Genomic DNA, 15,959 nt, shown 5'->3' on the forward strand with positions numbered 1-15,959 from the left:
CTGGGTCGCGGTATTCCCCTCTCCGCCTGAGAACTACCGCTACTGCGGCAGGTGCTTGATGTTCAGATTTGTCCAGGACACGCAGTCACCTTGGTTGCGGAAGCTGGGGTCGGTGAAGCTGGCCCAGCCGCCGTTCTTGCAGTCGTCCTTGTCGTCGGGTCGCGTGCCGATGCGGTACATCACCGTCGCGTGTGCCGGCACCTGGGCAGTGATGGTGTCGTAGGTGAGCTGCAGCTCCTTGCTCCACAGGTCACGCAGCGTGTACACGCCGGTGGTCGGCGGCAGTCCGAGTTCGGTTACGGTCGTGGTGAGTTGGGCGCTCGTGGTGGTGTCGTTCCACAACGCTGCTGCGACGTCGCCGTTGGCGAGCGGTTTCCGTAGGACCCAGTGGTTGTTGGCGTTGGTGACCGTGGATGCCTGGATGCCGAGCGCATCTTGATCGACGGCTATCACGTCGCGGTTGAGGTAGATCTCGAGGTTCTGTTTCTGCATGTTGGGGATTTCCGCGCCGATGACCAACGGTGAGGCAGCCATGGCCCACAGGCTCATGTGGGTGCGTGCCTCGTCCACGGTCATACTGCTGGCGCCGACTTGTTCGCCGAGTGGGTGGGCGGCGGTCGCGGGTGTGGTCAGAGTGATTCCCGTGCCGCCTCCGCGAAGGACGGCGTTGACCGCGTGACCGTGTTCCAGCGGGACGTCGATGGTGATCCCGGTCCCCGGCTTGCTCTGGTCGCGAACAACCGCGTCGCCGTGGTGCACGCCGGTGAGGGGCTTGGACAGGGTGACGCCCGTTCCGAGTCCCCGTGTGGCGATGGCACCTTCGTGGGCGGCCGTGAGTGGCGTGATGGTGATGCCAGTGCCAAGTCCACGCGCCGTGACGGATCCGCCGTGTGGCTTGGTGAGTGGTGCGGCCAGCGTGACGCCGGTGCCGGTGCCGCGGATCGACTTGCCGGAGCCGGGGGCCTGGGACTGTCCGGATCCGGTGCCGGTCTTGCCGAGATCGTGATTCATCGTGAGTGGGGTCACGGTGACTCCGGTGCCTTGGCCTCGGGTGGCACTGCCGCTGGCGTGGGGTTTCGCAAAGGGCGTCACGGTGATACCGGTGCCTACCCCGCGGATTCGATCGAGGGTGAGGTGATCGAAGGCTAGCGGTTCACCGAGGGTGACTCCGGTACCGTTCGCGCCGGCGGTGCCTACGTCCGTTACTGAGCGGACTTCCTGGCGTCGCCCGACGCCGACAACCAGGTCCTGTCCGACGACGAATCCGTTGACGCTGGTCACCTTGATGTTCGTGTTGCCGCGGGTAGCCGGGGCGGCAACCGTTGTGGCAGCGCCCGCGGGGGTGCCGATGCTGACGACGGTCGTCGTCTCGAACTGGGCACCGCCGTACTCCATGACCTGCATCGGCTGCCCGACGACGAATCCGTTGGTGCTGGCCACCTTGAGGTTCGTGTCACCGATGGCGGTCGAGGCAACCGTTTGAGTCACGGGGCCCGCGGCAGTGCCGACGGCGACGACGGTGGCGGCTTCGGTGGGCGCGCCGATGGGCACGGCACCTGATTCGACGATCGCCAGGTCTTGGCCGACGACGAATCCGTTGGTGCTGGCTACCTTCACGTTGGTGTCACCGATGGAGGCGGGTGCGATCATGGTCGTGTTGGCGCCGGCGGCGGTACCGATGCTCGTGACTGTGGCGGTCTCAGCGTCGGGGCCGTCGCCGATGACGATCTTCTGACCGGCTACGACTCCTGCTGTGCTGGCCAGCTTGACGACGGTGTCGCCGGCGGCGGCCGGAGCGACCGTGCTGGTGGCGGCGGCTGCCGCGGAACCGACGGCGGTGACCGTGGCCCGTTCGGCCCTGGTGCCGGTGTCGACGACGAATGGCTCGCCGACGACGAAGCCCCCGATGTTGTCCACCTTGACATTTGTGTCGCCCGCCGCGGTTGGCGCGACGATCGTCCGGGCGGCGCCGGCCGCGGTGCCTACGCTGGCGATCGTGGCGGTCTCGGCGTTGCTGCCGTGGCCGATGGTCAGGGTGTCGCCGGCCTCGAGGTTGGCGGCACTGCTGACCTTGATGTTCGTGTCGCCGATGGCAGTGGTGTCGGCAAGGGTCGTTGAGACTCCAGGCGTGCCGACCGCGGTGATCGTTGGCGCTTCGTAGGCGCCTGTCGGCAGTGGGTAGGCGCCGAACGGGAAGTTGAAGCCGCTGCCGCTCAGCTTGTCTCCTGTCACCGGATGTGCGAAGTCGGGGCCGCCACCTTTGACCGACTCGACGAGGAGTTTGTTGCCGACCACCATGCCGTCGGCGCTGTCCACCTTGATGTTGGTGTCGCCTGGTTTCGCCGCTGCGAAGGTGGAGACGGGCGGGCCTGCCGCGGTACCCCTGGAGGCGACGATGGAGCTCTCGACAACGCCGGTTCCAGGGCGGTTGGCTCCCGAGTCCCAAACGCTACCGATCCGGATCGGTGCGCCGACGATATTGTGCTGGCTCAGAGGAGACGTTACCTGGATGGTGGTGTCGCCGACTTTGACCGGTGCCGCGAGGGTGCTGTACCCGCCGGATGTGGCGAGGTCGTGGCCTCCGTTTCCGATCTCCATCATGTCCGGGTTGTTGAAGTGCCCCGGGCCGGCGAAGGCCTGGTACGTCTGGTTGGTGACGAAGTTGTTGCGCACGCTGCTGTACTGGGCGCTGATGTCGCCTGTCGTGCGCCAGTTGTTGCCGAGCTGGGGTGCCCACAGCCAGGCCTGCCCGCCGCGCGTGAAGTCGCAGATCTCGACGGTGATGTCGCGGCCGGTGGCGAGCAACGCGTCAGTCAACACCTTGTACCGGTTGTAGAAGGCGTTCGGGTCGCTGGGCAGACCGCCGTTGCAGGTGTCGAACTTGAAGAAGTCGACGCCCCAATCGGCGTAATCTTGAGCGTCGACCTCCTCGAACCCGAACGTGGCCGCGACGTTCTGGCAGGTCGACGAACCGTGCGTGCTGTACAGACCGAACTTGAGACCTAGCGAGTGAATGTAGTCGCCGAGGGCCTTCATGCCGCTTGGGAACGCGACCGGATCGGCAACAAGATGGCCGTTGACCCGTCCCGCGTGGTTCCTGGCGAGCCCCGTGAGGTGTCGCCCGGCCTGCCAGCAGTCGTCGAGGTTGACGTACTCGTAGCCCGCATCGCGCAGCCCGCTGGTCACCATCGCACGCGCGGTTGCCTTGATCAGATCCTCGGTGATCCATGGACAGCCGTACGGGTTCCAGGTGCTGAAGCCCATCGTCGGTGTCAGTCCAAGACCGTTGTAGTAGTCGATGTCGCCTGGCTTCGGAATCACCGGTTTGGCGGCGTTCGCGCTGCCCATGATCTCGACTGCTCTGACTGGCCTGATGCCGCTGAGCTGCGGCATCTCATGATCGGCGACGGCGGTGTCTTGCGCACGCGCCGCTGTCTCGCCGGTGAGGACCGTGGAGGCCACGAGCCAGACGGTGATCACGGCCAGACTGAGCACGCGGGTCGCTAACGATCTACTGTGCATTCCCGTTCCCTCCTGGAATTGCCGCTGCCGCTACCGTTGGGAGATCGCTGGCGTTGTGCTGTGACCGGAGCACCCAGGACACGCACTGGCCTTGGTTTCGGAAGCCAGGGTCGGTGAAGGTGGCCCAGCCGCCGTCCTTGCAGTCGTCCTTGTCGTCGGGGCGCGTGCCGATTCGGTACATCACCGTTCCGCGCGCCGGAACCTGCGCGGTAACTGTGTCGTAGGTGAGCTGCAGCTCGTCGCTCCAGAGGTCGCGGAGCGTGTACACGCCGGTGGTCGGCGGCAGGCCGAGTTCGGTTACCGTCGTGGTGAGTTGACCGCTCGTGGTGTTGTCGTTCCACAACGCTGCCGCGACATCGCCGTTCTGCAACGGCTTGGCAATGATGTACTGGCCGTTGGTGACGGGGCGGACGAGATCGCCTTGGACACCGAGTGGGTCCTGGTCGACGGCGATGACGTTGGTGTTGAGAAGGATGTCCATCTCCTCGGGTGTGGCTTGCCGTAGGTCGGTGCCGATCAGTAGGGGCGCGGCCATGATCGCCCACAGACTGAAGTGGGTCCGCTGTTCCACGATCGGCCAGGTGCCGTTGCCGACCTGAAGCATGTCGGGGTCGTTCCAGTGGCCCGGGCCGGCGTACTGGGCGAGCTGGAGGTTGAACTTGGCGATGTTCGACATGCTGTTGTAGTTCGCCTGTATGTCACCGGTTGTGCGCCAGTACTGCGCGCCGATGTCGGCGGCCCATTCCCACGGCTGTACGCCTGGGTCCCCGAGAGTCGCGACCTGGAACACGATTTTCCGACCGGTCGCATTGAGCGCGTCGCGCATCGTGAGGTACAGCTCGCGGGCTTTGGCGTTGCGGGTGCCTCCGAAGGGCGGAACCTGGGCGAGGACCACGTTGCACCAGTCGTGCTTGACCAGGTCGACGCCCCAGTTCGCGAAGTCCTGCGCGTCGATCTGCTCGTAGCGCTGTTTGCCATTGACGTAACCTGGGCCGAGCACGCCGTCGAATCCCTGGCCGTTGCAGGTCTTGGTTCCGGCGTCGTGGTAGATGCCGAACTTCATGCCCTTGGCGTGTACGTAGTTTGCGAGGCCGTCGATCCCGTTGGGAAAGCGGTTGGGGTCCACGACGAGGTGGCCGTCGGCATCTCGGGAGCCGAGGGGGTTGTTCTGTGGGCGGGCCCAGCAGTCGTCGATGTTGAGGTACTCATAGCCGGCGTCCTTGAGGCCGGTTTCCACCATCAGGTCGGCCATCTGCTTGATGAACGCCTCGTTGAACACGGTCCGGCAGGCGGTGGAGTTCCAGTTGTTGTAGCCCATCGGTGGGGTGCGGGCAAGGTCATCAAGTGCGACGTCATCTCGCGTAGCTTCGTCGAGCGTCACTTGGCGCGAGTCCACCCGACCGGCCTTTGCTTGGGCCGATGGGCTGAACATCACGGGCGTCGAGCCGGCGGTGAGTGCAACCACCCAGACAAGGGTGGCCATCCTGGCGAGTCTCAAGGCTCCTCCTTCGTCGTCCCTGGCTGCGCCTTCGGGGCGGGCGGCTGCTCGGTTCGTCCGTCCCGCACCCTCCGGCGTGGTTGGGTACCTCTACTTCGCCGGTGCCTCACGGCGCCGGGGACCACGGCGAGGCGACCAGCCAACTCGTGTCGTCGGCATACGAGATGGTGGTGTCCCACGCGTTGGTGCCGGGCGGGCCGGCGAGGTAGACGCCGCCGTTGTAGGCGCGGAGGTACCGCGTCGAGTAGTTCACCGACTGGAACGACACTCCTTGACCGCTGTTTCCTGGTACCCGGCAGAAGGTGGCGTCTTGAGAGAACAGTGTGCTGCCGTCGTCGGGTTGAAGGGAGACCACGAAGCCCTGGTGCCGCAGGTAGTTTCCGGGCCTGTTGACCGACTCGAACGAGGAGCAGTTCGGGTTGGACAGGCCGGCCGCCTGCACGAAGGTCGCGTTCTGCTTGTCGGTCTCCGGGCTGGCCGCCGTCACCGTGGCAGTGGCCACATTGGTGGTAGTGCCGTGCTGGATGTAGTTCGATGAGCCGCTGGGTGTCGTGGTCTGCAGCGAAACGCGGGGGCCCGGGGAGAGGGTGAAGCTGATGTCGTTGGATGACCCAGGCGTGGGCCCGGTTGCCGTATGGAAATCGGCGCAGTTGCTGTCGGTGTCGTTGCCGTCGGGGAAGCGGGCGGCGCTTCGCCCGTTGGCACCCGTCGTGCCCGGTGTGCTCACTCGGCAGCCGCTCTGCCCCGACCCGGAGGTGGCCTGGTAGCCCTCGGCGGTCCATGGGTCGACGAGGCTTCCGTAGTTGAGGCTGTCAACTACCAGGTCCTCGGCGTCACGCAGCACCATGTTGCCGGCGCTGGCGAGGGCGGGGCCCCCGAACCACTGGTGGGGTGCCGGCGTGCCCTGGTAGCCGGCGTTCGTGACTGCGGTGTCACGCACTGGTGTGTTGATGGCGTGGCCGTTGTCGAGGGGCTTGTCGAGGGTGATGCCGCTGCCCAGTGCCTGCACCGGCTCGTTGCTCGAGTGCGGGAAGTGCGCCGCCGGCGTGAAGCTGACCCCGGTCCCCCACACGCTGTAGGGGAGGTTGGATGCGTGGTCGAACTGCAGCGGGGCGGCGACGGTGATGCCCGTGCCGTTCGCGCCGGAGGTGCCGACCGCGGTGACCGTGACGTACTCGATGCCGTGGCCGGGGCTGTCGATGTCCAACCTGATCTTGTCACCGACCGAGATGTTGGTGGTGGACGACATCTTGATGTTGGTGCCACCCGCGCGGGCGGCCGCCGACAGGAGCCCCTGCGTACCCGGCCTGCCGACCGCGGTGACCGTGGCCACCTCGTGGTTGGCGCCGTAGCCGAGACCGATCTTCTGACCCACGGTGAAGCCGGAGGTGCTCGTGACAGGCACGTTGGTCGAGCCTGCGGGAATCGTGACGACCGGACCGTCGGGGAGGGGCTGCCACAGGGTCGTACTGGCGGTGGCCGCCGTCCCGACGCTTACGATCGTACGGGTTTCCGCGCTGGAGCCGGTGTCGATGGCAATCTGATGGCCTGCCGCCAACCCGGTCGTGCTTCTGACGTTGATGGTGGTGTCGCCACCGCGGGCGGGGGCCGCCAGCCCGGAGTTGGCCAGGCCGAGCACGTAGAAGCTGTGGCTCGCGAGCGTCGTTCCGGCCGGCACCGTCACCGTGGAGAAGGTGGCCTGCTGGGTCGGGTGCTCGGTCAAGGTCCAGTTGGAGACGTCGACGTCGGTGGCGCCGGCGTTGTAGAGCTCGATGAACGCGTTGGTCGAGTTGGTACTGGTGCCCGTACGGAATTCGTTGATCTTGATCGGGCTGACGTTCCGCACCTTCTCGGCCGTCGTCTCGAACTGTCTCCCACCCTTCGTCGGGTTCGTCCACCGGGCATTGCCGACCAGGTCGCCGTTGAAGGGCGCCGGTCCCGAGGTGACCTTGAAGGTTGCGCTCACGCTCGCGCCGGGTGCGACCGAGTCGAATGTCATCGACGTGTCGGTGGTGCCCGGGACGACGGAGGTCCACTGCTTGTCGGGCAGCGAAATGCTCAGCTTCACGCCCACCGCGCGGGACCCCGTGGTGTTGGTGAACGTCACGGTGGTGTCCTGCGAGGTCCCCGGTGCGAACGTCTGGAGCCCTGGCGGCGCGGTAACTGCCGACGCCGGAGAAAGGCTCAGCCGCTGCACGTCGTACTTGGCAGCCACGACGTTGGCCTGAATCAGCTGGTCATCGGCGTCCGACGGGTATCCGGTCGTCATCGCGCCTTCATAGAACGTGCCCTGCGAGCCGTTGCTGTTGTCGCCACCGTTGCCCAGGAGGATTGCTCCCTGCTTGCGCATCGGGTCATAGGTCGAGTTGATGCGCGGCCCGTCGAACATCGTCGACAGGGAGCCCTGCTGCGCGTCGCCGCCCAGGGAGGCCCAGTGATGCGGCTCGCCCTTGGCCATCGCGGTCACGAACCGCCAGTTGATGCTCGGCAGGTCCGGGCAGAGCTTGGACGTGCTCCCCGGGTTGACACAACCAACCAGGTTGTTCTCCTGGTCGGTCATGATCCACGGACCGGGTCCGCTCCCGCGGTACCAGGCGGTGGCGTTGCCGTAGTAGGTGGTTTCCATCGTGCCGTTGCCGTCGTCGCGGCTGTCGATCTCGGCGTTGCCGTAGTCGTAACAGCAGCCGCTGTTGTAGTGGTGGCCGTTGATGACCCAGTACTGCCCCTGCGGCTGGTCGTCGACCGCGACACCCTTGGTGTCGTTGTTACGCAGGCCCATGCCCGGCTCGATGAAGACGCCGTACGCCTTGTGGCCACCGATCGTGACCGGTGCCATGTCCGCGATCGGGAGGTTGTTGAACCCGCCCAAGGCTGGGCCGCTGAATCCGCCGCGCGGCGCCTGGGTCAGGTCGTTGTGCATGGGAGACTGGTCGTAGAGGATGGTGATGAGGCAGGTCGTATCGGCACAGAACGCATCCTGCGCGGCCGCGTCGGCGTATCCGCCTGGATCCGAGAACGGCAGAGCAACCGGTTGGACGATGCCGATGTCCTTGACCGCGTTGTCCGACAGGCGCCGGACCTGGTACAGCGGGCCGTCGTAGGAGGCGTACATCGCCCGCGTGGTGCTGTGGGCGGCCACGCAGGGTTTGCCGGCGGCGGTGTAGATGTCACACGGGCCCGCCGGTCGGGCCGGGGCGGCAGGTTGCGCCGCCAGTGCCGGTGGCGCCATCGCGAACGCGGCGCCGAACAGGGTAAGAGCAACAGCCGCACGAGCGGCGAGGGTTCTACGGCGTAGGCGCAGGATGGGGGGCCTGAACATAGTCGATATGCTCCGATCGTTCGCCTGCTGACCGAGTCGAGCCCGGCTTGGCCGAAAGGCCATTGATAATGCGCGATCATTTGGCGTTAACAAATATTCGTCAGCGCTGATGGAGTCGGGTGGGCCGCACAGCTACGCGTGCGACGAGGCGGCGGGCCTCGTGTCCACTTCGCGCCCAGCTGCCACGCCGGTGTTGGCGCCCGCGGGCCATGCCGCTTCCTGGTCGCCACGGCGTTCCTGAGTCGGGTCGTTGAAGATCGCAAGCCGGTAGCCCCAGTCAGGGCTGCGCGGCGATTTCGAGCGTGACTGAGCCGGATCACCCAGGATCACTCTCCTCGGTGGCAAGTACGCACCATCCGTGTTGTTACCGCTCACGTTGACGCTGGGTGCCACCCGCCCCAGCATTCCCCCATGAGGCAGAGTCCCAATAGGCAGGGCGTTGACGTGGCGGTCATGAGATCGAGGCGAGGAATGTGAGCGCTCACATCTACAGTGAACTCATTGAACCACTGCCAATGCATCGATGTCAATCGCCGGATCAACGACGATGAGTCATCGCCTTCGATGCCGTCGTAGCGGGCGGGCAGGATGAACGGGTGCCCATCACCCCTCGCCTCGTGGCGTCCTTCCGCGTGCCGGCGAACGCTCCTCGCGTACCCGGTATCGCCCACACCGCGGACACGCCCGCCGTCCAGCGGTGGCCGCACCGCCGGCTCGTCGTGATCCGCCGGGACGACGAACTGGCGGCGTACGACCTCGCCCGGCTCCTCGCCGGCGACGACGCACCCGCCGCCCGGTTTCCGGCACCCTGGCCCCGCTGGGCCGGCGGGATCGATGCGGTGAGCCCTACCCTGGACCTGGCGGTTTTCAGCGGTCAGCATGCGCTGCACGCGGTCGACGCCGCCGGCGCGCTGCGCTGGCGGGTGCAGCACGCGTGCTGGGGCTCGTCCTGCTCGTCCTTCCATGACTCCTACGAGGAGTACGCGGGCAGCGACGGGCACCGCCTTCCCGACTGGGGCTCTTGCTGGATCAACGCGGACGGCTCAACGGTGTGGGCACACGTACGCACCCCCCTGCCGGATGACGCCGAGCCGAAGCCCGACGAGGAGTGGCTCGTGCTCGACCCCGTCGACGGCCGCGTCCTGGGACGGGCCTCGACCGACACCGCAGCCGTCGGGTCCCACCACGTCCCCCACCCCGACCCGAGGCAGATGGGCCTGAGCGTCGGCGAAGGCCAGGACGGTGTGCCGCTGCGGTGGGGTCGGTGGGACGGTGCCCGACTCACCGTCACCCGCATCGGGGATGACGACCGCTGCCTCGCCGACGTCAGCCCCTGCGGGACACGGTTCCTCACGGTCGCCCACGGACAAGGGGAACTGGCGATCCACCGCCTTCCCGACGGTGCGGTGGCGCACGAGGTGGCCGCCTACGACCGGCTTCCGCCACATCCCGAGGCGCCGCCAGAACCGGAGGAAGAGTCCTTCTGGGACTACCAGTGCGGCTTCGTCGACGAGCACACGGTGATCGCCGGTACCGGCGAGAGCGACGAGGAGCACGGGCACCCGCGGCACTGGCTGATCGACACGGCGCGGGGAGACGTGCTCGGCCAGCTCGAGTACCCGGTGCCCGTGTCGGAGGCCCCGATCCCGCTCGGTGACAGGACCTGGCTCACCTGCGGCGAAGACCCGTTCCAGCTCCTGCTGTGGAGTCCTCAATGACCTCCTCGGGTCCACCGAAGAACCTCACCGTGGGAGGCGTTGCGACGGCGGGTTCGGCCAGCGTGAACGCGACCGAGGTACCCGATGCGCCCCGACCGAAGCGGATGACGTTTGGTCCTCATCCCGCCGTTGCGGATCGTCAATCGGTCCGGGTGCGGAGGCTCCGCGTCAGGGTGGGGATCATCACCGTCGCAGGGACGAGGTGTAGCCCGAGGAGGGCGGTGGTGGTGGCGGTGTTTGCCCCGGACAGGAGGGGCGGGACCAACGAGATCGCGGTCAGCGACACTGCCATCCACACGAATCGCTCCGCGGGGCGAGCGCTCCAACGAAGAAGAGCGGCGGCAATGACGATGCCCACGACCGAGAAGAAGCCGGTCACCACGGCGAACCCGGACAACGGGATCGTCTCGCCACCATCGGGGACCTCGAAGTCGACGCCAACGGCCTGGGCAAGCGCAGCGGCGAGGGTGGTGGCCGCCATCGCTGCGAGCGTGGCAATGAAGCCGGTGCCGGCGAGCCCGCGGAGTCGGTGGGTGCGGCTGGTCTGGCCCGATGCCGGGCCTGCGGCGACCCCGGCGTCATTCATGCTGTTCATGTCGTTCCTCCATCATTCGGTAGCTGGCGTACTGCACCCGCCCGCGGGTGACGACGCCGACCGCGTCGCACCACTCCGCCGCGACCACCGCGACACGCGCGCCACCGCGCAGCGCGAGCGTCCACACCGGGACTACTCCGTGCCGCCCGCCGGCAGGCGCTCCGGCAGCCCGAGCCACGGGAACTGGTCGTCGTGGAACGTGACGATCTCGGTGATCGCCCCGCCGGTGATGCGCAGGACGTCGATGGTCAGCGGCAGGTACGCGCCCTCCCGCTTCCGCCAGAGGTAGAAGGCGACGGCGGGCTGCCGGTTCACGGCGGTCAGGACGGCGCGCAGTTGCCTCATGTCCGCGAAGCCATCCTCGACCCAGTCGTTCACCACCGCTTCGCGGCCGACGTGCAGGCCCGGCGTGGGCGGCATCGAGCAGCGGACGTCGTCCCGCAGCATGGCGGCAAGCCCGTCGATGTCCTTGGCCACGCTCGCGTCGGTGAAGCGGCGCACCAGCTCGCGCGTCTCGGCGTCCTCCTCGCCGCCGGTCCAGTCCTGCCGCTCGGCGGGCAGGTGCTCCCGCATGCCGGCGCGGGCCCGCTGCAGCGCGCTGTTCACGGAGTTGACGGAGTCCCCGAGGAGCTCCGCGACGTCCTTCGCCGGCCAGCCAAGCACGTCCCGCAGGATCAGCACGGCCCGCGGGCGCGGCGCGAGGTGCTGGACCGCGACCAGGTACGCCAGCTCGATCGTCTCCCGCGCGACGGCGACGGTCTCTGGCTCGTCCGCGTCGCCCGCGGGCAGCTCGTCGAGCAGCCGGTCCGGGTAGGGCTGCAGCCACAGCACCTCGCCGCCGGTCGCAGGCTCCGGGCGGCACTTGGCGAGCAGGTCCAGGCAGGCGTTGGTGGCGATCCGGTACAGCCAGGCCCGGAACGTCGACCGCCCCTCGAAGGTCTCGCGCCGCCGCCAGGCACGCAGAAACGTCTCCTGCACGGTGTCCTCGGCGTCCTCGAACGACCCGAGCATCCGGTAGCAGTGCACGTGCAGCTCCCGCCGGTGCCGCTCCGCCAGCCCCGAGAACGCCGGCTCGTCCACCTCGCCCAGCCCGCTCACGCCCAGCTCCCTCAGCCGCGTGTCCGCACTCATCACGTCATCCTTTCCGTCTCGTCGTGTCCCGTCGTAGGTGTGACGGGTGCGGGCGCGACAACTCATCACTAGGCCTGATTTCACAAGGGGGGCCGGAGCGAGGCGAGGTCCAGGTGTTGTCTGGGCCACGCCGCAGCCCGTCTCCCCTTGTGAAATCAGGCCCTAGTCGCGGCGTTCCTGCTCGGCGGCGTAGGCGGCGTTCAGGCGTTCGAGGGGGCCCGGGCCATCGTGGGGCTTCGGCGGGGCGTCGAGGTGGCGCACCCGGAGCTCGTCCATGAGCTCCTCGATGAACGCCGGGCCCGCGTCGCGCATGATCCGCTGCCGGATCTGGAGCTCGTCGGTGCCCGGGCGCCAGTCGAGGCCCCAGTTGCCGAGCGCGTAGAGGACCGGAAGGGTCCGGATGCCGGCTTCGGTGAGGCTGTAGCGGGCGCGCTGCCCTCGCGCCGCAGTGCCGCGGGTGAGGATCCCCGCCTCGACGAGCCGCACGAGGCGGTCGGCGAGGATGTTCGAGGCGATGCCCTCGACCGACCCGGTGAGCAGCGCCCGGAAGTAGCGGCGGTCGCCGAAGATGACGTCGCGGAGCACGAGCAGCGCCCATCGGTCTCCGAGCACCTCGACGGCCGCGTTGATCGGACACCCGGACCGTGGTTCCACGACTCCTCCTTGACAGGCACTCGGCCCCCAATATGGTAGTTGCAAATCGCAACCACTAGAGGAGGAGGGGATGATGGGCTGCTTCCTGTACTGGATGAACGTGTCCCTCGACCTGCGGATCGAGCAAGTTCCCGGGGACAACGGCGCCGGCGAGTGGCTGCGCATCGACGAGGAGCTGCACCGGGAGTTCAACGCGCGGGCGCGAACACTCGCGGGCATGGTCCAGGGCCGGGTCATCTACGAGACGATGGAGGAGTACTGGCCACGGGCGCGCAAGGACGCGTCGCTGCCGGACTTCATGCGTGAGTACGGCGAGATCTGGACCTCCGCGCCCAAGGTGCTCGTCTCCCGCACCCGCCACAGCGCCGATCACGGCACCCGGATCATCGGCGGGGACGACGCGATCGAGCAACTGGCTGCCCTCAAGGCGGAGACCGACGGCACCCTCGGTGTGGGCGGCGCGGCGCTTGCCACGCAGGTGCTCCGGGCGGGGCTTCTCGACGAACTGCTGCTCTTCACCCACCCGGCGATCCTCGGCTTCGGCCGGCCGCTGTTCGATGACTGGGACATGCCGATCGAGCTCGACCTGATCGAGCAGCGATCGTTCAAGCAGGGCGTCACGATGCACCACTACGCCATCCGGGAGGCGAGCTCGTGCTGAGGCAGGTCGCGGACAGCGTGCTGGTTCACGAGAGCGAATTCCTCCAGAGCAACACCATCGTCGTGCAAGGCCGCGCCGGCGTGTTGCTCATCGACCCCGGGTTGCAGGACCACGAACTGGCCTGCCTCGCGAACGACCTGTCCGCATCGGGCCGGACCGTCGTGGCGGGCTTTTCGACGCATCCGGATTGGGATCACCTGCTCTGGCACGCACAGCTCGGCGAAGCACCCCGTTACGGCACGGCCCGCTGCGCGGCCGCTGTCCAGGAACAGCTGTCCGACCCGGACGCGAAGGCCCACATCACCGAACACCTGGCCGAGACGGAAATCGCCGGGCAGGTCCCGCTGGACCTGTACGGCTTCATCACCGCCCTGCCCGCCGGGACGACGCGGATTCCCTGGGACGGCCCCGGAGTCCGGATCATCGAGCATCAAGCGCATGCGCCGGGCCACGCGGCGCTGTTCGTCGAGGAGCGCGGGGTTCTCGTCGCCGGCGACATGCTCTCCGACGTCATGGTCCCCATGCTCGACCTGGACGGCGCCGCCGACCCGATCGAGGACTACCTCGCGGCGTTGCGGCTGCTGGAGGGCGTGGCGGCCGACGTCGACGTCGTCGTCCCAGGCCACGGGTCGGTCGGCGGAGCCGGTCAGGTGCACGAGCGGATCGAGCGGGACCGGGCGTACGTGCTTGCCTTGCGTGACGGCCGCGAGCCCGGTGACCCGCGGATCGGCCCCTCGGCCAAGCCCGGCTGGGAGTGGGTGAGCGATGTGCACCACGGGCAGGTCCAGGGCCTGGCCGCTGGTGACTAGGATGCGTTTCATCAATCGTGGTTCCACGCCACACCCCCTAGACCGTCCTAGGAAGACACGCTGCTCGTGCATGCTGAGCAAATGCCTGGCAGCCGGGAACGGATGGACGAACTTGCGCCTGGCGCTCGCCTGGCCAGGTGAGAGAGGGCATGCAACGGAGTGGGCGGCGAGCTAGTAGCTCGCCACCCACTCGTTCTGTTCCCGCAGCCAGTAGGCGGCGGTTTCGCGGACCTCTGCATCTGGGTCGTTGAGCGCCTCGTGGACCACGTTCGCGTACCGGTGGGCGTGCTTGCGCCACCACAGCAGGGACAGGATTGCCAGCCGCCGCACGGTGGCGTCCGGGTCCTGGCTGACGGTCTGACCGAGTAGCGGAAGGACCCGTCGGGCGACGGCGGCACCGAGACGTCGTTCGCCGAGCACACACACTGCGTGCCGGCGGATGACGGCGTGCGGCGAAGCCAGCCCGCGGATCGCTTCGTCCACCTCGTCGACGGTGATGTCGCAGTACCCCCGCCCTGGCTTGAGCTCCCCGACCAGCGCCGGCACGTACGCCGGCCAGCTCTCGATGAGGTCCTGCAGAGGCTGATAGTCCAACCGTGGTGCGGCGATCGCCTGGTTGCGGAAGCTCGTGTACGGCGCGACGACCGCGCTGACCACGACCTCCTGCGGAAGACGGTCGATCTGGCCCAGCACGAGGTCCAGGCGGCCCAATCGCGCCAGCGCACGAACCACCCACAACTGGTCCGGTCCCGTCCGCTCAGTCAGCGCCTCGTGCAGTGCCCGCACGACGTCGTGGTCGGGTTGGCCGATGTTGGCCAGCAGTTTGGCGGCCTGCCACGCCCGGCCCTTGGCAGCCAGCATGGGAATCAGGGCGGGAAACGCGGCCGACCCGAGATCACGCAGAGCCACCTCGGCATCCTCGCCGCTGATCGGACCGTCGAACGCGTCCAGCCTGGCGACGTAATACGCGGCGCGTTCGGCCTGCGACAGTGCGGCGACCCGCGCCAGCTCGACCGTCCGCTGGTCGTATTCGGGGAAGTGCCGGCTCATCTCACGTTTGGTGAGGACGCGTTTGATCAGCGTTTCGTGGTACTCGTCGTCGAGCAGCAGCACCACGAAGTCCCGGCCGGTGACGCCGCTGGCACGGAGTGCGGCCCTGGCTCGCTTGCACACGCGCACGAGCAGCGAAAGGTACCGGCGAAACGCCGCCTCCCACTGCCGGGTCGTCCCTCGACAGGCCTCCGCGGCCAGTCGCCGTTCCCAATCCCGGGCCAGGTCCTCGGCGAGCCACTCGTCGTCGTAGTGGTCCCAGTCGGCCGCGCTCCACCGCACATCCGCCTGCTCCTCGGCGGGTAGCTGCGCCAACGCCTCGATACTGTTCATCGCGAGGCTGGGCAGGGTGATCTGGCCATCGGTCTCGCGGTAGATCCGGTCCAGCGCCGCGGCGTAGAACCGCTCGTCAGGATGTTCGGCGACGGCCGACCGGACGGCCTGCACCAGGGCGTCTACCAGCACACGCTCGAAGCTCGCCCAGTCCAAGCCCACCGCCACCCCGCTATCCTGCCCGACACGACCGCTCCGTTGCTGATTCCGTAGTCGGGTATCAGCAATCCCATCCCAGCCTTTCGGCTGGAAAGGTCCGTAACGGTGTCACCGGAGCGCGGGTTGCGTTTCGGTGTCCTGATGACGGTCTCGCGTTTCCTCCTGCCGTCGGCGCGGCAGGGTCACGCCACCTGCCCGCCCACCCGCGGCCTTGCGGCCCGGGTGGTGGTGCGGGTCTTCTGGTCGGCTCCACGCGGTTTCGGCGCTTGCACGCCCGGGTCTCCGGCCACTCCGGTACCCGTTGTTACTGCCGCAGCGAGGGCGGCGAGGTTGCGGGCTGCGTTCTCGTCCCGGTCGAGAACCAGATCGCAGGTGTCGCAGGTGAAGACTCGGACGTGCAGCGGCAGTTTGGCTTTCACCACGCGGCAGTTCGAGCAGGTTTTGGAAGACGGGTACCAGCGGTCGGCGACCACGTGGGTGCCGCCGGTCCAGTCGGTCTTGTAGGCGGTC

12 protein-coding genes are annotated in these 15,959 nt (G+C 67.8%); 3 read left to right on the top strand and 9 right to left on the bottom strand.

Annotated features, from left to right (window positions below; translation table 11 throughout):
• Positions 1–39 precede the first annotated feature (39 nt).
• The 3 genes from ACNAVT_RS29625 to ACNAVT_RS29635 all read right to left on the bottom strand — a co-directional run bounded on the left by ACNAVT_RS29625 (position 40) and on the right by ACNAVT_RS29635 (position 8,339).
• Entirely contained in the window at positions 40–3,480 is a 3,441-nt protein-coding gene (locus ACNAVT_RS29625; protein WP_416301032.1) for a hypothetical protein, read from the bottom strand.
• A 31-nt stretch (positions 3,481–3,511) separates the two neighbouring features.
• Positions 3,512–5,005 (bottom strand): glycoside hydrolase family 27 protein, encoded by a 1,494-nt coding sequence (locus ACNAVT_RS29630; RefSeq protein ID WP_416301034.1) that lies wholly within the window; start codon positions 5,003–5,005, stop codon positions 3,512–3,514.
• Positions 5,006–5,126: 121 nt separating this feature from the next.
• Positions 5,127–8,339, bottom strand: coding sequence for an arabinofuranosidase catalytic domain-containing protein (locus ACNAVT_RS29635; RefSeq protein ID WP_416301036.1), 3,213 nt, complete (start codon positions 8,337–8,339; stop codon positions 5,127–5,129).
• 596 nt (positions 8,340–8,935) lie between these two features.
• Here ACNAVT_RS29635 and ACNAVT_RS29640 point away from each other — a divergent pair.
• Positions 8,936–10,057, top strand: coding sequence for a hypothetical protein (locus ACNAVT_RS29640; RefSeq protein ID WP_416301038.1), 1,122 nt, complete (start codon positions 8,936–8,938; stop codon positions 10,055–10,057).
• A gap of 139 nt (positions 10,058–10,196) precedes the next feature.
• Here the strand turns inward: ACNAVT_RS29640 and ACNAVT_RS29645 are convergent, their stop codons facing one another.
• From ACNAVT_RS29645 to ACNAVT_RS29660, 4 genes are all read right to left on the bottom strand, one after another.
• Positions 10,197–10,643 (bottom strand): DUF6069 family protein, encoded by a 447-nt coding sequence (locus ACNAVT_RS29645; protein WP_416301040.1) that lies wholly within the window; start codon positions 10,641–10,643, stop codon positions 10,197–10,199.
• The gene (locus ACNAVT_RS29650; protein ID WP_416301042.1) at positions 10,636–10,779 is read right to left on the bottom strand and encodes a hypothetical protein; all 144 of its coding nucleotides are present in this window, start codon (positions 10,777–10,779) and stop codon (positions 10,636–10,638) included. The genes ACNAVT_RS29645 and ACNAVT_RS29650 overlap by 8 nt, the downstream gene beginning before the upstream one ends.
• Before the next feature lie 5 nt (positions 10,780–10,784).
• Positions 10,785–11,783 (bottom strand): RNA polymerase subunit sigma-70, encoded by a 999-nt coding sequence (locus tag ACNAVT_RS29655; protein WP_416301044.1) that lies wholly within the window; start codon positions 11,781–11,783, stop codon positions 10,785–10,787.
• A 162-nt stretch (positions 11,784–11,945) separates the two neighbouring features.
• On the bottom strand, positions 11,946–12,437 hold the full coding sequence (locus ACNAVT_RS29660; protein ID WP_416301047.1) for a winged helix-turn-helix transcriptional regulator: 492 nt from the start codon (positions 12,435–12,437) through the stop codon (positions 11,946–11,948).
• A 73-nt stretch (positions 12,438–12,510) separates the two neighbouring features.
• Between ACNAVT_RS29660 and ACNAVT_RS29665 the strand changes: the two genes are divergently transcribed.
• Positions 12,511–13,098, top strand: a complete 588-nt coding sequence (locus ACNAVT_RS29665) for a dihydrofolate reductase family protein (RefSeq protein ID WP_416301049.1) — start codon at positions 12,511–12,513, stop codon at positions 13,096–13,098.
• Complete coding sequence (locus ACNAVT_RS29670; RefSeq protein ID WP_416301051.1) at positions 13,092–13,907, top strand: MBL fold metallo-hydrolase; 816 nt, start codon at positions 13,092–13,094, stop codon at positions 13,905–13,907. Before ACNAVT_RS29665 ends, ACNAVT_RS29670 begins: the two co-directional genes overlap by 7 nt.
• A 171-nt stretch (positions 13,908–14,078) precedes the next feature.
• On the opposite strand, the gene ACNAVT_RS29675 is transcribed toward ACNAVT_RS29670, so the two are convergent.
• Both ACNAVT_RS29675 and ACNAVT_RS29680 read right to left on the bottom strand, forming a co-directional pair.
• Positions 14,079–15,458, bottom strand: coding sequence for a DUF4303 domain-containing protein (locus ACNAVT_RS29675; protein ID WP_416301053.1), 1,380 nt, complete (start codon positions 15,456–15,458; stop codon positions 14,079–14,081).
• A gap of 173 nt (positions 15,459–15,631) precedes the next feature.
• Positions 15,632–15,959 (bottom strand): zinc ribbon domain-containing protein (locus ACNAVT_RS29680; protein ID WP_416301055.1); only part of this gene is annotated, 328 nt, incomplete at its 5' end.

Source organism: Micromonospora sp. SL4-19 (assembly GCF_047921475.1).
In the GTDB taxonomy this organism is placed as follows: domain Bacteria; phylum Actinomycetota; class Actinomycetes; order Mycobacteriales; family Micromonosporaceae; genus Micromonospora.

Excerpts from the sequence above, each read along its gene's own strand:
- ACNAVT_RS29635 (WP_416301036.1), bottom strand. The coding sequence starts at position 8,339 with ATGTTCAGGCCCCCCATCCTGCGCCTACGCCGTAGAACCCTCGCCGCT.
- ACNAVT_RS29665 (WP_416301049.1), top strand. The coding sequence starts at position 12,511 with ATGGGCTGCTTCCTGTACTGGATGAACGTGTCCCTCGACCTGCGGATC.
- ACNAVT_RS29655 (WP_416301044.1), bottom strand. The coding sequence starts at position 11,783 with ATGAGTGCGGACACGCGGCTGAGGGAGCTGGGCGTGAGCGGGCTGGGC.
- ACNAVT_RS29645 (WP_416301040.1), bottom strand. The coding sequence starts at position 10,643 with ATGAATGACGCCGGGGTCGCCGCAGGCCCGGCATCGGGCCAGACCAGC.
- ACNAVT_RS29630 (WP_416301034.1), bottom strand. The coding sequence starts at position 5,005 with ATGGCCACCCTTGTCTGGGTGGTTGCACTCACCGCCGGCTCGACGCCC.